Below are 18,597 nucleotides of genomic sequence, written 5' to 3' on the forward strand. Positions count from 1 at the left end.
GCAGAATTCCGCTCCTTTTCCATGTTTTTCATTAGGAGCAGTATAACCAGAGTGGGCACCGCTTATGCGAAGGTTAATTTTTCAATGAGCATGTATATAGAAGAGCTGCAGCTGCAACAAGAGCATCTGGTGCTTTAATACTCTTTTTGCGTGTACTGTCCGCTCTCGCTTTTCTTCTTATGTCAGCTGCTAGCTCCATATCTTCTCTAGTGACTTCATAGATTTGATCAGCCATTTGAATATATCCTTTTCTATTTTCTCTTATATCAGGATCTGTTTCGATTTCGAAATGAGACATGATCTCCATCTCAATGAAGGTAGTCATAATAATCTCTACCTCATCTTCAATCAGCTGTTCAATGAACTCTACTGCATCAGGGTAACCCATTTCATGTGCTGCGTATATATTTGTATCGATTAGTACTTTGGTTGACAATGCTTAATCCTCCCACTCTTCTCTATTTGCAATTCTTAATGATTCCAACACGCCTTCTTTGCTAAATAACTTCGTACTGCCAGCCAGACGTTTGTGTAACGCTTTCTTTTCTTCCTTGGTTAGCTTCTTTTTTTTAGATCGCACTTGAATGACCTCCTTCATTTGCTCTTCTGTTAGAACAGATGGTCCAATTCGGTAATGATGACGGTTTTGACGCACTATTCTCTTTAAAATTGGGCGTTTTGCCGTTCCAGTTGTTATATGATATGCGCCACGGCTCCTTTTTTTGTTAGTGCTCATTTGCATCCCCACCTTGGTTGAGGTTTTATACATAATTATATCATGTTTCAAGAAGTCAGGTTATTAATTTTACTGTAGATGAGCAGGCTCTTCACCACAAGTTGTAAATGAACCTTCATCATTTACACTCCCGTTTCCGTTTTTCGATGTGCTCCAATTTCAATTTCTTGCAGTTGAGTTGCGTAAACAAAACTGGCGTGATTACATTTGCCATGACAACCCCATCGCGGCTGCGTTGTTAAGCAAAATGGCGTATACTGAGTTTGAAACATGTATCATACCTTCAAATGTTTCTATTTCGTTTTGAAATTGGTGGGACTTTTAGCGTATTAGGGCGAGAAGACTCCTGCTTCACCGGAGCAAAGCGAGGATATGCCGCGAAAACTCCCTGACACGCCTGTTCCTTGACAACATGATCATTTGTCCGGGAAGGCGATCGGCAGGGAGACTTGCCGGTCTTACCTACCGTACGTCAAGTTATCAGATCCATGTTGTCTATCAAAGGGGAATTTACACAATAATTTGGACTTAACCTATGTGTTTCATCGCTATTTACTGCATGTACCGTTACGTACTCTTATGCACAATTTTGGGTTTTTACTCTAGAAGGTTGGTGAAAAACCGTTGTTTGCCTTGATCGATGATGGAACGCGTGAACATAGAGGCTGATGCAACAAGTTTTCTCTACTTGAGAACTGATTCCCAGAAGCGGTTGTGCGAGTCAATCACCGGCCTCCTAGAAGGCCGATGAAAAATGACTGCCATGAGCAAATCAACGGCATTTCGCCAAAAAAGAAGGCCGATTTCACCAGGCTTTTCTAACTGAGACACAGATGGAATAGCAGGATTTTGTACGAGATCATCGCCTCTCTAGGATCCGCATGTGAAATCTTTGCGAGCAAAGCATTTTGGCTCTTTTAGATGACCTCAAACCGTCAAACTCAGAGGGGTGAAGGATCAAAAAAAGAGGCTGTCTGCGAAAGCTCGGTTTCACGATCTTTTGAGACAGCCTCCGTTCCCGTCATCAAAAAGCGATTTTTTCCTCTAAAAAGGCTTTGAGCTCTCCAATCGGCAGCCGCACTTGTTCCATCGTATCGCGGTCGCGGACGGTGACTTGGCCGTCTTGTTCAGACTCAAAATCGTACGTAATGCAAAACGGCGTGCCGATTTCGTCTTGGCGGCGATACCTCTTGCCGATCGAGCCGGTTTCGTCGTAGTCAACCATGAAATGTTTCGCGAGTTCCTCATAAATGCGGCGCGCGCCGTCGCCAAGCTTTTTCGACAGCGGCAAGACGGCCGCCTTGTACGGCGCGAGCGCCGGATGCAAATGCATCACCGTCCGGGTCGTTCCGTCTTCCAGTTCTTCCTCGTCATAGGCATCGATCATAAACGCCAGCGTGACGCGGTCGGCGCCAAGCGACGGCTCAATGCAGTACGGCACGTAGCGTTCGTTCGTTTCTTGGTCGAGATAATGGAAATCCTCTCCGGAGTATTCCATATGCTGTTTTAAGTCGTAATCGGTGCGCGACGCAATGCCCCAGAGCTCGCCCCAGCCGAACGGGAAATGGTACTCGATGTCCGTCGTGGCGTTGCTGTAGTGGGACAACTCTTCTTTCGCATGGTCGCGCAGGCGGATGTTATCCTCCTTCATGCCGAGCGACAGCAGCCAGTCCTTGCAAAACTGTTTCCAATAGTCAAACCATTGCAGCTCCTCACCGGGCTTGCAGAAAAACTCGAGCTCCATCTGTTCGAATTCGCGCGTGCGGAACGTGAAGTTGCCCGGCGTAATCTCGTTGCGGAAGCTTTTGCCGATTTGCGCGATGCCAAACGGCAATTTTTTGCGCATCGTGCGCTGGACGTTTTTGAAGTTGACGAAAATGCCTTGCGCTGTCTCTGGACGCAAATAAATTTCGTTGGCGCTCGACTCGGTGACGCCTTGGTACGTTTTAAACATTAAGTTGAACTGGCGCACGTTCGTGAAATCGCGGCTGCCGCATTCGGGACAGGCGATGCCATGCTCGCGGATCAGCTCATCCATTTTCGCTAGCGGCAACCCGTCAACGATCATCTCGATCCCTTTTTCCTCGAGCGCCTTCTCAATCAACTTATCGGCGCGATGACGCGCTTTGCACTGTTTGCAGTCGACCATCGGATCGTTGAAGTTGCCTAAGTGGCCGGACGCTTCCCACGTTCTCGGGTTCATTAAAATGGCGGCGTCAAGCCCGACGTTGTACGGTGACTCTTGGACGAACTTTTTCCACCACGCCCGTTTGATGTTGTTTTTCAGCTCGACGCCAAGCGGGCCGTAATCCCACGTGTTCGCCAGCCCGCCGTAAATTTCCGAGCCCGGAAACACGAAGCCGCGATGTTTTGCGTGGGCTACGATTTCTTCCATGGTTGCAGCCATGTCGTCATCCTCCTCCAAATATGTGTGTGGTGCCAACAAATCAAAAACGCCCTCGCCCCTAGGCATGACGCCTAGGGACGAGAGCGTAGCTCCCGCGGTTCCACCCTAGTTGATGCGCAAACAGCGCATCCCCTTTTTCCATTTCCGCTCCGGACTGCCGTTTCATTAACCGTCTTCACCGGGCTCCCACCGCCCCCGGCTCGCTTCGGAAGAGAGGGTTAACTACTATTGATCCGTCATCGCGATTCGCTATACGATTTTGTTCACTATCATAGCAAACCTGCAAATCCTCTGTCAATAGTTGCCTCCCTTTTTTTGCGCCCAAAATCGCGACACGATCGGCTTCCCGTCCCAGATGACTTCGCTTTTCGCCCGGCGCTTCGCGACTTCCGGCTCGTCAAGCAAGAGCCAAAAGTTTTTCACCGGCAAGTCCCCAAGCCCATGCTTCTCGCAAAGCCGCCGCAAGTAATGCCGCCGCTTGTCGCTCATATGTCGCGACACGTTGTCGCCGTCCGGGCTGAACGCATACAAGACCGTCGCCGCCGCGACACGCGTGACGCGACAAACAGAGGCGGCGCGCAAAAAGAAGTCCCAGTCCCAATAATGATGGACCGACGCGTCAAAATAGCCGATGTTGTCATGAAGCGCCTTCCGATAAACGCTCCCGGACGGCACATACGTCGAAAACGTACGCATCGCCTCCAAATCATACTCATAAGCAAACAAAAACCGTGCCGACGGGATGCGTCGGTCGTTTTCGGTTCGATACTGGACAATTTCCGCATCGGCATAGGCGAAGTCCGCATGCTCGAGCGCCGCGACCATCCGCTCGAGATGGCACGGCAACACTAGATCATCGTCGTCGCAAAGCATGATGAATTCGCCGCGCGCCGCTTGGACGCCTGCGTTGCGGGCCGCGACATGTCCTTCGTTGTCGCGGCGGTCGATGAGACGGATGTCAAGCTCCGGGTACAAGACGACGACATCATGAACCGGAACGCCGCCGTCATTGACAATGATGACCTCAAACGGCTTGTACGTCTGCCGGCTTAACGCTTCAAGCAGCTCGGCAAGCGGATACGGGCGATTGTACGTCGGGATGACGACGGACACGGACGGACATAACATCAATTCACCGCCTCTCGCACTGGTTTTCCCCTTGGCGTCCGCGGGCGTCGATGCGCACACCCACCAAAAGCTTGGCCAATCAAAAAAGGGGCTTACCCTTAAGGTACCGCCCCTGCCGTTTGTTTGTCAATTTCGTCTTGCCTCCCCTAACGAGCGCCACGAACCAAAGCCCGCAACCCCTCATTAGAGATCTGCCTTAGAATGTCCCTTACAACGATTTTACTCATGCAAGCTCCTGTTGCTTCGTCTCGCTGCCCAACACCGCGACCGCCAAAACGGCGACAAGGACCGATAGACAAAACAGCGTGAAAATGGCCGTCACCGACACCCCTTGGGCGACAAGCGAGCCGACCAACAGTGGGCCAAAAATGCCGCCGATGCGGCCAAACGCCGCCGCCATGCCGGCGCCTGTCGCACGGATCGATGTCGGATACTGCTCCGGTGTATAGGCATACAGCGCCCCCCAGGCGCCCAAGTTGAAAAACGACAAGAAAATGCCGGACGCCATCAGTCCGACGAGCGACTCGGCCGTGCCGAAAAAGTAGGCGCTCAATGCGGTGCCAAGCAAGTACGCAACCAAGACAAATTTCCGCCCAGCCCGCTCGATCAGCCATGCGGCGCTGAAATAGCCGGGCAATTGCGCCAGCGTCATGATGAGCACATATTCAAAGCTTTTAATTAAGCTGAATCCTTTCATGACCATGACGCTTGGCAGCCATAAAAACATGCCGTAATACGAAAAGACGACGCAAAACCAAAGGAGCCAAAGCATGACCGTCTCTTTCCGATGGGGAGCGGACCATACTTTGACGATATTGCTCCACACCGTCTCCTCTTTTTGCGCGGCCGCAAACCGAGGCGAATCGGGCAGGCGGAGGCGCAAATAGATCGCATACAGCGCTGGAATCGCCGCCAACCATAACGCTGTTCGCCATCCGTAAGTCGGGATGACGAAATACGAAATGAGCGCTGCCAGCAACCAGCCGCCCGCCCAAAAACTCTCGAGCAGCACGACAACCCGGCCGCGGTCGGCCGCCGGCACCGCCTCCGAAACGAGCGTCGACGCGACCGGCAGCTCGCCGCCAAGCCCCATGCCGATCAAAAAGCGGAGCGCCAAAAACGCCGCCAACGTCGTCGTCAGCGCCGACAACCCGCTGCCAAGCGAGAACAGCAACAATGTGAAAATAAAAACGTTTTTCCGCCCGATCCGGTCCGCAAGCAATCCGAACACGAGCGCTCCAACCGCCATGCCGATCGAGTTGACGCTGCCGATCCAGCCGACTTGTTCGGCTGTCAAATTCCAGTCTTTTTGCAAGGCCGCCATCAAAAACGACAACATGCCGACATCCATCGCGTCAAACAGCCAACCGAGACCGGCAATGCCTAACAGCTTGCGCTGGGAAATCGTCGGTTCGTTCATGTGTATCCTCCTGTCATTATCGATGTAAAGACACTATCTACTGTTCATTATAGAGGGGGACAGGAGTAAATTCAATCCCGTATTGCTCATTGTCTCACAAAAGGAACTACAACAGTAGTAAACAAGCCGCCGAAAAGCGATTGCTCTCGGCAGCTTTGCTCGTGCCAATCCGTCTTATAATTCCCATTTCTCGATGTCCATCTGAAGATGCCCATGAGCGCCAAAGAAAATCGTTTGGTCGTCCGGATGCGGAAAAAACCGCGCAGTGAACGTCTCTTCGCCATCATTGACGAACAGTTCGATCGATGACGTATCAAGGAAAACATGAAGCGAACGAAGACGTGGCAATCGACATTGCCGCTTCTCCGTCAGCCCGTTCACAAAGCTTTTCCGTTCAAGCGTCAATACCCCTTCGTCACTATTGTAAACAAGGCGAGCCGCATGGCGAAAATGAATCTCCATCATGCTTCCAAGCAATTGAATACGATCAAGGCGAAGTTCGATGGCGTCTCCTTCAACTCCCGGCCACGACCGCAGCTCATTCGCCACAACGGCGTTCGGATACCCCACTTTCCGTTTGCGCAACTGTTTCAACTCTTCCACTGGCGTCTGTCTCAGCTTGCCGCCAGTGAGGCGAAGTTCGCGCGGCAAGGTGAGCGCGTGCACCCAGCGGTGGCTCACTGTCGGCTGACGGTCTTCATCCTGGTCCGGCACGCCCATCCAGCCGATGAGGATGCGCCGCCCGTTCCGGTCAAGCATCGTTTGCGGGGCGTAAAATTCAAAGCCGCGATCAAGCTCCTCAAACGTCCCGTGAAGGAATTCGGCCCGTTCGTAGTCGAAGCGGCCGACAAAATAACCTGACTGGTAGACGTTTTGGTAGCGCATGCCGTCCGGTTTTAATCCTTGCGGGCAGACGATGAGCACGTCTTGCCCATCTAATGGAAACAAGTCTGGGCATTCCCACATATAGCCAAACGGACCAATCCCGTTCATGTTGCCGCCAGCAATTGGGCCAAGATGCTCCCAATGACAAAGATCAGCGGAACGAAACAGCACCGCTTTTCCATCGCCGCTTTCGCTTTGCGCCCCCAGGATCATATACCAATGGCCCTGATACCGCCATACTTTCGGATCGCGGAAATGGGCCGTATATCCGTCCGGAAGTGTAATGACGACGCCTTTTTTTGTAAAATGAATGCCATCTTCCGATACGGCCATGCATTGGTACGTTTGGCGGTTTCCTTGTTCATCTTTCACATTGCCAGTGTAAAACAGCACGAGTTTTCCATCGCAACTAATCGCACTGCCGGAATAGCAGCCATCTTTGTCATACCATTCGCTTGGCGCTAACGCAATCGGCGCTGCTTGCCAATGAACCAAGTCTGGGGACGTATAATGCCCCCAGAACTTGGCGCCATGGCCGGTGCGAAACGGCATCCATTGGTAGAAGACGTGATACGTTCCGTGCCAGTCGATCAGCCCGTTTGGATCGTTCATCAACCCGACAGGAGGCATGAGATGGTAGCGAAGCCGATACCGGTCACGATTGACAAGAGTCTCATATTTTTCGACTTCAGCGTATGCTTGTTCAATAAGTTTCTGTTCCCGTTCGGATTTCATCCGCTTGTCCCCTCACTCTTCTTCTTCACGGAACTTTAGAAGGAATGTCGCCACAAACGCTGAAACGACGGCAATGGCAAAACCGATTAAGTAGTGCATTAAGTTCGTGAGCCCTTCCGGCGCAACGATGGCGATCATCGGGATGCCGGTCAACCCGTAGGCATTAGCTACTACATTCGTAAATACGACGTACGCTCCGCCGAGCGCGCCGCCAATGGCCGCAGCGATAAACGGCTTCCGGTATTTTAAGTTCACCCCGAAAATGACTGGCTCGGTAATGCCTAAAAAAGCTGACAAGGCCGCCGGCAACGCAATCTCTTTTGTTTTTGTCCGCTTCGATTTGACAAATACAGCCAAACCGGCGCCGCCTTGGGCGACGTTGGCCATCGACCAAATTGGCAGTAAATAGTTGACCCCAAGTTTCGCCAACAAGTTCGCTTCAATGGCATGAAAGCTATGATGCACACCAGTAATGACGATCATCGAGTACAATCCACCAAAGATAAGGCCAGCTAACGCACCGCCATAATGGTAAACAAAGTTCAACACCGTCGTAATCCCATCGCCAAGCAAATTGCCGAGCGGACCAATGGCCAAAATCGTAATAAATCCCGTCAAAATGACGGTCACAAATGGAACAACAAGCAAACTGACCGCATGAGGAACAACTTTTCGCAATCCACGCTCCACTTTGCTCATCACATACGTCGCCAGCAAAATCGGCACGACCGTCCCTTGATACCCGACCATAGCGATATCAAAGCCAAGAAAATGCATATAGTTTGGCTTGGCCTCGGCCAATCCCCACGGGTTTAATAGCGCCGGGTGAGTCATAATACCGCCGATGACCGCCCCTAAAAACGGCGTGCCTCCAAATTCTTTCGCCGCGCTAAAGCCGATTAAAATTGGCAAAATAATAAACGCCGCACTCGAAAACATATCAAGCAAAATATACAGCGGGCTGTCTGCCGCCACCCATTTGAACGCCTTCATCATCCCAAGCAAACCCATTAACAAACCGCTCGCGACAATGGCTGGGATGATTGGGACAAAAATGTTTGACAACGTCTTCGCAAAGCGGGCGAGCGGATTCATTTTTTGCTTGATGGCTTCTTGATGAGCATCAGCATCACCTTGCTGTATCCCTGCTTCCCGGACAAACGCTTCATACACTTTATTCACCACGCCGGTGCCAAAAATAATTTGAAACTGTCCGGAGCTGGAAAACGCCCCTTTAACCCCTTCAATGTTTTCAATGTCTTTCGCCTCGGCCTTTTTGTCATCTTTTAAGACGAGGCGAAGCCGTGTCGCGCAATGAGTTACGCTAATGATGTTTTCTTTCCCGCCAAGGAGCGGGATGAGTTGTTTAGCAATGTGTTCATAATTCATCGGTGAACTCCTCTCCTTCTGAATGATGGTGAAATGAAAAACAAAAAAGACCTAAAACATACAAAGGGCGATCTAGCGGCATGACTCACTTGCCGTTCCCTTCATACGTTTTAGGTCTTGCCTGCTCGAAGCAGTTACAATCCCGCAATATTTCGTTGTCTGTTTTGCATTATACGGCAACCTGCTGTTTTTGTCAACGCTTTCGCAACCGTTGGATATGGAGGACGATATAGGCGAGTTCCTCCTCCGGAAAACGGATGCCATATTCCTTCTCTGCATAGCTTGCCGCTTTTTGTGTACACGCCCATTCCCTTGCATATTTTGTCTGAATGAGCGCAAGCATCTCCTCATCCATCGAATGAATCGGCTCCCCGTTTTCGATGCGGCTTAAGGCAAAGCGCAAATGAGTGAGCAGCCGCTGGTATGAAATGCTTTCCTTATCGATCGATATGCCGAGCTCCGTTTGGATAAGGTCAACGAATTCATGAATGAGCGTCGTCTCGCGCATCGTTTTGTTCATGCTGGCGGCATCGAGTTTCGCCGTATGAATATGAAGGGCGATATGGGCCACCTCGTCATCGGGAATCTCGATGCCAAGCCGCTCTTTGATCAACTGTTTCGCCCATAGCCCAATTTCATACTCCGCCTTATATAGCACTTTAATTTCATTGAGCAATTTGTTTTGAATGCGGTAACCTTGCTTCAACCGCTCGATGGCAAACGACAAATGGTCAGTCAGCGCAATATGAATATGGTCGTTGAGCGGTGCTTGCAGTTTGCCTTCCGCATAGCTGATAATTTCTTCGGCAATATCGATATGTTCTTCTGGCAACGTGCGAAGCAATTGCTGGAACTTCTCATTTTCTTCTTCCATGACGAAAATTTTCTCAATGCGGCCCGGGGGGATGAGATCGTTTTTCCGCTTTTGAAACGCAATCCCCGGGCCCATGACAATTTTCTCTTTGCCTTCATCGAGCACGACAACGGCGTTGTTGTTTAAAATCTTATGGATGCGAAACGCCATATGTCCTCCCTGCCGCCCTTATTTCATTTTCACATGAAATAAGACCGTCTCGCCTTTTGCTGCCGATGTCCCTGCTTTTTTCTCCAAACTTTCAAGCGCATCACCATTCGTGATGATGATCGGCGTCACCGCGCTTTTCGCTTTCTCGCGCACAAGCGGCAAGTCGACAGAAAGAAGCCGATCGCCCCGTTTCACTCGGTCGCCGGCTTTGACATAGGCGGTAAACCCTTCCCCGTTCATCGACACGGTGTCGATGCCGACATGGATGAGCAGCTCCACACCCGCTTCCGAACGCAAGCCGATAGCATGCTTCGTCGGAAAGAGTTGGACGATTTCCCCGTCCACCGGAGCGACGACATCCCCATCCGCCGGGTCGATGGCGATGCCATCGCCCATCATGTTTTGCGCAAACACCGGATCCGGCACGTCTTCAAGCGGCACAATCGTTCCGTCAAGCGGTGCGGTGATCGTCTCTTCCTTCGGCTGTTGCTTGCCAAACCATTTTTTGAACAACGGGCGTCATCCTTTCTATTCGGTTTGTCTGACAACCAGTATACCGAAAACGGAAGGACAGTGCCAACCGCGCCGCCCCAATCGGTCTTCATCAGCCTCGTTTGCGCAGCCGCCGGCAAATTTCTTCCGTCACTTCCTTTGTCGTCGCCGTGCCGCCGAGATCGGGCGTTTTGATGCCGTCAGCGGTGACATCCTCAATCGTTTGCAACAAAAGGGCGCCGAGCTCTTCTTCGCCGAAATGGTCAAGCATCAGTTTCGCCGTCCAAATTTGCCCGATCGGGTTGGCGATGCCTTTGCCGTAAATGTCCGGCGCCGAGCCGTGCACCGGCTCAAACATGGACGGGTACTTGCCGTTGACGTTGATGTTCGCCGCCGGGGCGATGCCGATGCTGCCCATAATAGCGCCGCCAAGGTCCGTCAAAATGTCGCCAAACAAGTTGCTCGCGACAACGACGTCAAACGTATGCGGCCTTGTCACGAAAAAGGCGGCCAATGCATCAATATGGTACGACGCGGTCGCGACATCCGGGTAGTCGCGCTTGACGTCGGCGAACACTTCATCCCAAAACGGCATCGTATGGAAAATGCCGTTCGATTTCGTCGCGCTCGTCACATGCCGTTTCCGCTTCCGCGCCAGCTCGAACGCATAACGCATCGCCCGCTCCGTCCCTTTGCGGGTAAAGACAGCGTTTTGAATGGCGATTTCGTCTTCCCCGCGGTGGATGCGCCCGCCGACTTCGCTATATTCCCCTTCGCTGTTTTCGCGGACGACGATGAAATCAAACTCGCGCGGTTCGGCCAGGGGCGAGGATAAGCCGCGGAAATATTTTGCCGGGCGAATGTTGATCACTTGTTCAAATTCACGGCGAATTTTCAGAAGCAATCCCCATAATGAAATATGGTCAGGGACAAGCTTCGGATTGCCGACCGCTCCAAGGAAAATGGCGTCAAAGTTCCGCAACGTCTCAAGCCCATCATCCGGCATCATTTTTCCATGCTCCATATAATAGTCGCAGCTCCACGGAAATTCAGTGAAAGAAAAAGAAATCCCTCCATGGACGTCCGCAACCGCTTTCAACACATCCAACGCCGCTGGTACAACTTCCTTGCCGATGCCGTCGCCAGGGATGACGGCGATTTCCCATTTTTTCACAACAGTCTCCTCCCTGATGAAACATTTCCTTATCCATATGTTCGACAGAAAGCGCACCTAATCCTCTCCATCTATTATAGAATACACGATGGCAACCCTTATTTGTGGTAAAATCAAACTACAATCTGATGAACGATGCGGGGGAAACAAATATGTCTCACTATACCGACCCGTTCCGCGGCGAATTTGACAGCCTTGAAGAGTTTGCCGACCGCGTCAGCGACGTGCTGAAATGCCCGGTGACGATCGAAGATGCGAACCATCGGCTCATCGCCTACAGCGCCCATGACGATTACACCGATCCGGCGCGGACGGCGACGATCATCAGCCGGCGCGTTCCGGAAAAAGTGATCAACAGCTTATGGAAACAAGGCGCCATCCCAGCGCTGCTCAAAAGCCGCGAGCCGGTGCGCGTGCCGCCGATTCATGACGTCGGCCTCGGCAGCCGCGTCGCTGTGTCGATCTGGAAAAACGATGAGGTGATCGGTTTCATCTGGGTGCTGGAAACGAACCGGACGCTGTCGCCTGAGGAGATGGAATGGCTCAAGCTCGCCGCCAAGGCAGCGAAAAACAAAGTGTTGCAGCTGTATATGCGCAAAAACAAAAAAGAAGAGCGGGTGCAGGAGCTGTTTTGGAAGTTGCTGACGAGCCATATCGCGGCCGAAGACGAGATTCGCGCCCATCTCGCTGCCATGCAAATCCCGACCGCACCGCAGTTTGCCGTTGTCGTCTTCCGCTTTGCCGCTGATTTGACCGCCGAAATGGAGCGGCAAATTTCTTATCTCTTGCAGACGACTCAGCAAATCCCGATTCTTCTTTATACGACCGACGGCCGCGATGTGATTTTGCTTGGGGCGCCCAAAACTGACCAGCCGCTGAAAGAGCTGAGTGCATTCATCGAATCGTTCGCCGCCAAAATGAAAGAACGATTTCACATCCACGATGTGCAGTGCGGATTTGGCGGCGTGTACAGCGTCTATCGCCTCATTGAAAAAAGCTACCGCGAAGCGCTCGCCGTCCTGGCGCTGAAAGAAAAGCTCGGCGATGAAATCAAGTCGGTTTACGGCTACGCCCAACTCGGTATTTACCAATTTTTTGACTTTTTGCTTGAAAAAAAACGGCAAGGAGGCTGGACCAACCCGGCGCTTGAGAAATTGCAAGCCTATGACCGCAAACATCACAGCGACTTGGTGAAAACGTTTGAAACGTTTTTTGACCATAACGAAAACGCGCAAGAAACCGCCGACGTCCTCAACGTTCACCCGAACACGCTTGCTTATCGGCTCAAGCGGATTGCCGACATCGCCGAGCTTGATCTCAATGACATGAATCAAAAAATCAAATTATACATTGATATTAAATTAGCGAAATACGAAGCGCGCGGTTGAATTTGTGGAAATCCACAAAACCCACGCGCTTCTTTCTCTTTTTTGAACAATGCCCGGCCCGTTCCGTCTCTTTTATACTATAAGTAAGGCCACTTTTGATGAGGAGGAACCATATTCATGATTATTGGAGTGCCAAAGGAAATTAAAAATAACGAAAACCGTGTCGCCATTACGCCGGCTGGCGTATTGTCGTTCGTTCAGGCAGGACATACGGTGCTCATTGAGAAAGAGGCAGGGGTTGGAAGCGGTTTCAGCGACAATGATTACGCCCGTGCCGGAGCACAAATCATCGAGCGAGCGGAAGATGTGTGGGCGCAAGCAGATATGGTGATGAAAGTGAAAGAGCCGCTGCCAAGCGAATACCGCTTCTTCCGTCCGGGGCTTGTGCTGTTCACCTACTTGCATTTGGCCGCCGACCCAGAGTTGACGCGCGCGTTAAAAGAAAGCGGCGTTATCGCCATCGCCTATGAAACTGTGCAAGTCGGCCGCACGCTGCCGCTGTTGACGCCGATGAGCGAAGTCGCCGGACGGATGGCGGCGCAAATCGGGGCGCAATTTTTGGAAAAACCGTACGGTGGCAAAGGCATTTTGCTTGGCGGCGTCCCTGGCGTCGCCCGCGGCAAAGTAGTCATCATCGGCGGCGGGGTCGTCGGCACGAATGCGGCAAAAGTCGCGGTCGGCCTCGGGGCAGATGTCACGATCATCGACTTGAACGCGGATCGCCTGCGCGAGCTTGACGACATTTTCGGCAACCAAATTACGACGCTCATGTCCAACCCGATGAACATCGCCGAAGCGGTCGCAGAGGCCGACCTTGTCATCGGTGCTGTCCTCATCCCGGGAGCGCGGGCGCCGAAGCTCGTCACCGAGGACATGGTGAAAGCGATGAAACCGGGGTCGGTCATCGTCGATGTCGCCATCGACCAAGGTGGCATCGTCGAAACAAGCGACCACGTCACAACGCACGACGACCCGACGTACGTCAAACACGGCGTCGTCCATTATGCGGTCGCCAACATGCCGGGTGCTGTCCCGCGCACCTCGACGATCGCCTTGACGAACGTCACGATCCCATACGCCTTGCAAATCGCCAATAAAGGCGTCATGCAAGCCATTACGGACAACCCGGCGCTCGAGCTTGGCGTCAACGTCGCCAACGGCGAAATCACGTACGAAGCCGTCGCCCGCGACCTCGGCTATCGCTACGTCCCGGCCCGCGAAGCGCTCGGGAAAACGTTGGCCGCCAACTAACCATGATGGACGCGGCCGACAACGCGCGCTGCCGGCCGCCTGTTCATCATTGTCCATTCCCATGATCGCCCGCTCATAGCGGGCGGCTTTTTTTTATCGTCCTAAACCGACAAGGCCGCCATTTCTGCAAGTGAGCGTAGGCGGCGGGAGTATGTCACCCGTTGCGTTATGCCAAATCATTTTCGTTCGGCAAAGCGGCCAGTGTATAATGAAAATAGAAAGCGGGAAAGAAGGTGATTTCGTGAACGTTCCGGGAAAACAGGCGGTATCGCTTGAAGAATTTTATCGCATGCGGGAAACAACCGACCGCGTTTTAGAATACATTGATGGCGCTGTGTTGATGTCTCCCTCCCCTTCGACCCAGCACCAACGCATATCGGGACGGCTGCACGTCCAACTGTTCCATTTTTTAGAAGGAAAGCCGTGTGAAGTGTTTCATGCCCCGTTTGATATCGAACTAAAGAACGAACGAATCGAAGGCAAGAAAATTGTCGTCCCTGATTTAACCGTGATCTGTGATCGAAGTGGATTAACGGATACAAAATTTGTCGGCGTCCCAACGCTGATCATCGAGATTTTAAGCCCTTCCAACCAGGCGTACGATCTCGTGTTCAAATTGAATTTGTATATGCAATACGGAGTCTATGAATACTGGATCGTGAACCCCATGCATCGTGTTGTGCAAATCTACTCGCTCAATGACAATGGACAATATGAACAAGCCGGCGTCTGGAAAGAAACCGGCATGGCCTGTTCACGTGTGCTGGATGGCTTTTTTGTTGATGTGGAACAACTATTTCGTCCTTGAGGGCGGCTTCATGATATAATGTTATGAAGCAAAGGAGTGATGATGATGACGATGCCAAAAGCGTTAACGATCGCCGGCTCGGACAGCAGCGGCGGCGCCGGGCTGCAGGCGGACTTAAAAACGTTCCAAGAGCTTGGCGTTTACGGCATGACGGCGATCACGACCATCGTCGCCATGGACCCGCACAACCGGTGGGCGCACCAAGTGTTCCCCGTTGACCTAGCAACGATCGAAGCCCAGCTTGAGACGATCATCGTCGGCGTCGGGATTGATGCCTTAAAAACAGGCATGCTTCCGACAACTGATATCATTGAATTAGCGGCGCGGACGATTGAAAAGCATGGTTTGAAAAATGCGGTCGTCGATCCAGTTATGGTGTGCAAAGGGGCGGATGAGCCGCTCCACCCGGAAAATACGGTGTGCTACCGGGAAACGCTTGTACCAAAAGCAACGGTCGTGACGCCAAACTTGTTCGAAGCAGCGCAGCTTTCCGGCTTGCCGCGCATTGAAACGATCCAGGACATGAAGGAAGCGGCCGGGCGCATTCATGAACTCGGGGCCCAATATGTCATCGTCAAAGGCGGGCGGAAAATTCCGCATGACTATGCGGTTGACGTCCTTTACGACGGCAAAACGTTTGAACTCCTCGAATCGGAGCGGATTGACACGACGTATACGCACGGAGCAGGCTGCACGTTCTCGGCGGCCATCGCCGCCGAACTGGCAAAAGGCCGGCCGGTGAAAGACGCCATTGCCACCGCCAAGGCGTTCATCACCGCCGCCATTCGCCATTCGTTCCCGTTAAACGAATACGTCGGGCCCACACATCACGGTGCGTACCGCCGCTACGGCGAACAATAATAGACAAGACCTCGTCCTTGTCTTTTTCCGCAACTCCCCTCCTTGAAATAGGAAGGGAGCGGGGCCTGCGCATATTGAAAAATCAAATGCCTCGAAACGGTTTGCATGGTGCTAAAATAGATGCCATATGGAAATAGAAAGGAAGGTGCCGCCATTGCGCGTATCCGCTGTCCAATATCATTTGCATACGATCCGTTCGTTTGACGAGTTTGCCGCGCAAGTGACGCATTACGTCAAAACAGCGCAAGAGTTTGACGCCGAGTTTGTCTTGTTCCCAGAATTTTTCACGACCCAATTGCTTTCCATTCCACTTGATGACGGACGTCAAGCAGCGATCGACGACTTGCCGGACTACACGGAGCCGTATTGCGGGCTGTTTACGTCGCTCGCCAAAGACACGGGCATGTATTTGATCGGCGGTACGCATGTCATCCGCGAAAACGGCAAGCTGTACAATGTCGCCCACTTGTTTGCGCCGGACGGAACGATCCATCGCCAAGCGAAGCTGCACATCACCCCGACCGAGGCCAACGAATGGAACATCGCCCCGGGTGACGGACTGCACGTCTTTGAAACGGACAAAGCGACGATCGCCATTTTGACGTGCTATGACATCGAGTTTCCGGAAATCGTTCGCCTGGCGCGCGCCAAAGGGGCGGACGTCATCTTCTGTCCGTCGTGCACCGACGATCGGCACGGGTTTTACCGTGTACGGTATTGCTGCCACGCGCGGGCCATCGAAAACGAAGTGTATGTCGTCACGACCGGCACGATCGGCTCGCTTCCGACGGTCGACTTTATGCGCGCCAACTTCGGCCAGGCGGCCGTCATCACGCCAAACGACATCCCGTTCCCGCAAGGCGGCGTCCTTGCGGCGGGCGAGATCAACAGCGACATGGTCATTACCGCTGACCTTGACTTGTCGCTCCTTCGCAAAGTGCGGGAAAAAGGATCGGTCGCGACATGGCGCGACCGGCGCATCGACTTGTACCCGGATTGGAATCAAGTGAAATAGTCCTAAACGACAAAAAGGGTGCCCCTGCGCAAGGGGACACCCTTTTGCCTATTTTTAGGACAGCAACTGCTTGAATCGATCAAATTGTTCAGCTACTTTCCCTTCTGGCTCCTTCGTCAGCAAGCTGACGATCACAATCGCTGCCAAGCTGGCGGCAAAACCGGGGATCATTTCATACAACAGCCCTTTCAAATACTCCGACTGCGTCCACAAAATGACCGTTGCCGCCCCGGCGACCATGCCGGCGAGCGCCCCCCATTTCGTCATCCGCCGCCAGCATAAGCTAAGCAAAATGACGGGGCCAAACGATGCGCCAAACCCAGCCCACGCATAGCCGACCAAGTTTAAAATCGTGTCGTTTTTCGTATACGCCAGCGCTGTCGCGACAATGGCGACAAGGAGCACCGACAAACGCCCGACGAAGACAAGCTCCTTATCCGAAGCCGCGCGGCGGAACACGACTTTATACAAGTCTTCGGTCAGCGAGCTCGACGTGACGAGCAACTGTGACGAGATCGTGCTCATAATCGCCGCTAAAATCGCCGCCAGCAAAAACCCAGTAATAATCGGATGGAACAAAATGTGTCCGAGTTGAATAAACACCGTTTCCGGATCATCAAGCTTCATGCCGCGCTGCGAAAAGTAAGCGATTCCAAAAAGACCGGTCAACATCGCCCCGACAGTGGAGAAAATCATCCAGCCCATGCCGATGCGGCGGGCGCTTTTCATTTCTTTCACCGACTTAATGGCCATAAAGCGGACGATAATGTGCGGCTGGCCGAAATACCCAAGCCCCCAGGCGAATAATGAAATGATGCCAAGAAAACTTGTTCCTTTCCATATATTCAACAAGTTGGGATCGATGTCGCGAATCGTCTCCATCGTATCCACCGGCCCGCCTGTATGGAACAGCGTCACGACCGGCACTAAAATCAACGCGATGAACATAATCGTCCCTTGGACAAAGTCCGTCCAGCTGACGGCCAAAAAGCCGCCAAACAGCGTGTAGGCGACAACAACACCGCCGACGATCCACAATCCCGTATGGTAGCTAACACCAAATGAGTTTTCAAACAGAACGCCCCCCGAAACGAGGCCGGACGAGACATAAAACGTAAAAAAGACCATAATGACAATCCCAGATGCCATCCGCAACAATTTCGACGCATCGCCGAAACGGTTTTCCAAAAACTCCGGAATCGTAATCGAGTCGTTCGCTACTTCCGTATAGACGCGCAAGCGCGGCGCGACAAACAACCAGTTTGCATAAGCGCCAAGCGTCAAGCCGATGACGATCCAGGCGGCGCTCACCCCATCGACATACATCGCCCCCGGCAGCCCCATGAGCAGCCAGCCGCTCATGTCGGAAGCCCCGGCGCTGAGCGCCGTCACCGCCGGTCCGAGCGTCCGGCCGCCAAGCATATAATCAGACAAATTGGACGTCCGTTTATACGCCCAATAGCCAATCCAAAGCATGCCGACTAAATACACAATGACGGAAAATAAAACCATATGGGCTCTCCTTCCTCTACTGTCTTGTCACCACTTTCATCATAACGAAATTGATAGTATTTACACAATAGTATTTATTTTTCCATACCGCTATAATAAACAAATTGACAAAACCTTTGCCAACTCTACCCTCTTTCTGGTATAATATTCTGTAAATTCAAAATCAATCGTTTATGTCTTTTTATACATAAAAAATTATTTTATAAAAATGCACACGAAATGATATTAGCCATATGCCCTTCAGTTAATGTGGCGAAAAACATTGAAAAATGCGCCTTTTCCCCATTTATACGGCGGTGCCAAAATGTTCAAACAATTATTTTTATAAAACCTATTGCATAATAACAAAAATATTGATAGTATGATAATCGT

The 18,597-nt window shown here is 52.0% G+C and carries 16 protein-coding genes and 1 pseudogene; 6 read left to right on the forward strand and 11 right to left on the reverse strand.

What is annotated here, in order from left to right; genetic code table 11:
• Positions 1 to 73 precede the first annotated feature (73 nt).
• Positions 74 to 436 carry a PIN domain-containing protein gene (locus CV945_RS12920; protein WP_232722145.1) on the reverse strand — a complete coding sequence of 121 codons (363 nt, stop codon included), beginning with the start codon at positions 434 to 436 and terminating at the stop codon, positions 74 to 76.
• Between the two features lie 3 nt (positions 437 to 439).
• Positions 440 to 736: a hypothetical protein gene (locus tag CV945_RS12925; protein ID WP_033009761.1), complete on the reverse strand. Its 297-nt coding sequence runs from the start codon at positions 734 to 736 to the stop codon at positions 440 to 442.
• A 106-nt stretch (positions 737 to 842) separates the two neighbouring features.
• Here CV945_RS12925 and CV945_RS17580 point away from each other — a divergent pair.
• Positions 843 to 1,004: pseudogene (locus CV945_RS17580) on the forward strand (DUF4351 domain-containing protein); the annotation flags it as partial.
• A 756-nt stretch (positions 1,005 to 1,760) separates the two neighbouring features.
• Here the strand turns inward: CV945_RS17580 and CV945_RS12935 are convergent.
• The 8 genes from CV945_RS12935 to CV945_RS12970 form a co-directional block, all read right to left on the reverse strand.
• Entirely contained in the window at positions 1,761 to 3,143 is a 1,383-nt protein-coding gene (locus CV945_RS12935; RefSeq protein WP_100659926.1) for a glycine--tRNA ligase, read from the reverse strand.
• Positions 3,144 to 3,437: 294 nt separating this feature from the next.
• On the reverse strand, positions 3,438 to 4,271 hold the full coding sequence (locus CV945_RS12940; protein WP_100659927.1) for a glycosyltransferase family 2 protein: 834 nt from the start codon (positions 4,269 to 4,271) through the stop codon (positions 3,438 to 3,440).
• A 223-nt stretch (positions 4,272 to 4,494) separates the two neighbouring features.
• Positions 4,495 to 5,691 (reverse strand): MFS transporter, encoded by a 1,197-nt coding sequence (locus CV945_RS12945; RefSeq protein WP_100659928.1) that lies wholly within the window; start codon positions 5,689 to 5,691, stop codon positions 4,495 to 4,497.
• Positions 5,692 to 5,865: 174 nt separating this feature from the next.
• On the reverse strand, positions 5,866 to 7,311 hold the full coding sequence (locus CV945_RS12950; protein WP_100659929.1) for a glycoside hydrolase family 32 protein: 1,446 nt from the start codon (positions 7,309 to 7,311) through the stop codon (positions 5,866 to 5,868).
• 12 nt (positions 7,312 to 7,323) lie between these two features.
• Positions 7,324 to 8,700, reverse strand: coding sequence for a sucrose-specific PTS transporter subunit IIBC (locus tag CV945_RS12955; RefSeq protein WP_050368001.1), 1,377 nt, complete (start codon positions 8,698 to 8,700; stop codon positions 7,324 to 7,326).
• Positions 8,701 to 8,893: 193 nt separating this feature from the next.
• Entirely contained in the window at positions 8,894 to 9,724 is an 831-nt protein-coding gene (locus CV945_RS12960) for a PRD domain-containing protein (RefSeq protein WP_033015391.1), read from the reverse strand.
• Positions 9,725 to 9,742: 18 nt separating this feature from the next.
• Positions 9,743 to 10,237 carry a PTS sugar transporter subunit IIA gene (locus CV945_RS12965; RefSeq protein WP_044744218.1) on the reverse strand — a complete coding sequence of 165 codons (495 nt, stop codon included), beginning with the start codon at positions 10,235 to 10,237 and terminating at the stop codon, positions 9,743 to 9,745.
• A gap of 91 nt (positions 10,238 to 10,328) precedes the next feature.
• Entirely contained in the window at positions 10,329 to 11,390 is a 1,062-nt protein-coding gene (locus CV945_RS12970) for a tartrate dehydrogenase (RefSeq protein WP_063330615.1), read from the reverse strand.
• Positions 11,391 to 11,542: 152 nt separating this feature from the next.
• Here CV945_RS12970 and CV945_RS12975 point away from each other — a divergent pair, with 152 nt between their 5' ends.
• The 5 genes from CV945_RS12975 (at position 11,543) to CV945_RS12995 (ending at position 16,713) form a co-directional block, all read left to right on the forward strand.
• Positions 11,543 to 12,778, forward strand: a complete 1,236-nt coding sequence (locus tag CV945_RS12975) for a PucR family transcriptional regulator (protein ID WP_100659930.1) — start codon at positions 11,543 to 11,545, stop codon at positions 12,776 to 12,778.
• Between the two features lie 117 nt (positions 12,779 to 12,895).
• Complete coding sequence (ald, locus tag CV945_RS12980; protein WP_020278676.1) at positions 12,896 to 14,029, forward strand: alanine dehydrogenase; 1,134 nt, start codon at positions 12,896 to 12,898, stop codon at positions 14,027 to 14,029.
• Positions 14,030 to 14,237: 208 nt separating this feature from the next.
• The gene (locus CV945_RS12985) at positions 14,238 to 14,837 is read left to right on the forward strand and encodes a Uma2 family endonuclease (protein ID WP_100659931.1); all 600 of its coding nucleotides are present in this window, start codon (positions 14,238 to 14,240) and stop codon (positions 14,835 to 14,837) included.
• Between the two features lie 45 nt (positions 14,838 to 14,882).
• Entirely contained in the window at positions 14,883 to 15,698 is an 816-nt protein-coding gene (gene pdxK, locus CV945_RS12990) for a pyridoxine/pyridoxal/pyridoxamine kinase (RefSeq protein WP_100659932.1), read from the forward strand.
• A gap of 154 nt (positions 15,699 to 15,852) precedes the next feature.
• Entirely contained in the window at positions 15,853 to 16,713 is an 861-nt protein-coding gene (locus CV945_RS12995) for a carbon-nitrogen hydrolase family protein (RefSeq protein WP_095860151.1), read from the forward strand.
• Positions 16,714 to 16,767: 54 nt separating this feature from the next.
• Here the strand turns inward: CV945_RS12995 and putP are convergent, their stop codons facing one another.
• Positions 16,768 to 18,225 carry a sodium/proline symporter PutP gene (putP, locus tag CV945_RS13000; protein ID WP_100659933.1) on the reverse strand — a complete coding sequence of 486 codons (1,458 nt, stop codon included), beginning with the start codon at positions 18,223 to 18,225 and terminating at the stop codon, positions 16,768 to 16,770.
• Positions 18,226 to 18,597 lie beyond the last annotated feature (372 nt).

This window comes from Geobacillus sp. Manikaran-105 (genome assembly GCF_002809955.1).
GTDB lineage: Bacteria > Bacillota > Bacilli > Bacillales > Anoxybacillaceae > Geobacillus > Geobacillus thermophilus.

What these genes read in the sequence shown, in the direction of transcription:
- CV945_RS12925 (WP_033009761.1), bottom strand. Translation starts at nt 736, where the DNA reads ATGAGCACTAACAAAAAAAGGAGCCGTGGCGCATATCATATAACAACT.
- CV945_RS12935 (WP_100659926.1), bottom strand. Translation starts at nt 3,143, where the DNA reads ATGGCTGCAACCATGGAAGAAATCGTAGCCCACGCAAAACATCGCGGC.
- CV945_RS12940 (WP_100659927.1), bottom strand. Translation starts at nt 4,271, where the DNA reads ATGTTATGTCCGTCCGTGTCCGTCGTCATCCCGACGTACAATCGCCCG.
- CV945_RS12945 (WP_100659928.1), bottom strand. Translation starts at nt 5,691, where the DNA reads ATGAACGAACCGACGATTTCCCAGCGCAAGCTGTTAGGCATTGCCGGT.
- CV945_RS12950 (WP_100659929.1), bottom strand. Translation starts at nt 7,311, where the DNA reads ATGAAATCCGAACGGGAACAGAAACTTATTGAACAAGCATACGCTGAA.
- CV945_RS12955 (WP_050368001.1), bottom strand. Translation starts at nt 8,700, where the DNA reads ATGAATTATGAACACATTGCTAAACAACTCATCCCGCTCCTTGGCGGG.
- CV945_RS12960 (WP_033015391.1), bottom strand. Translation starts at nt 9,724, where the DNA reads ATGGCGTTTCGCATCCATAAGATTTTAAACAACAACGCCGTTGTCGTG.
- CV945_RS12975 (WP_100659930.1), top strand. Translation starts at nt 11,543, where the DNA reads ATGTCTCACTATACCGACCCGTTCCGCGGCGAATTTGACAGCCTTGAA.
- ald (WP_020278676.1), top strand. Translation starts at nt 12,896, where the DNA reads ATGATTATTGGAGTGCCAAAGGAAATTAAAAATAACGAAAACCGTGTC.
- CV945_RS12985 (WP_100659931.1), top strand. Translation starts at nt 14,238, where the DNA reads ATGAAAATAGAAAGCGGGAAAGAAGGTGATTTCGTGAACGTTCCGGGA.
- pdxK (WP_100659932.1), top strand. Translation starts at nt 14,883, where the DNA reads ATGACGATGCCAAAAGCGTTAACGATCGCCGGCTCGGACAGCAGCGGC.
- putP (WP_100659933.1), bottom strand. Translation starts at nt 18,225, where the DNA reads ATGGTTTTATTTTCCGTCATTGTGTATTTAGTCGGCATGCTTTGGATT.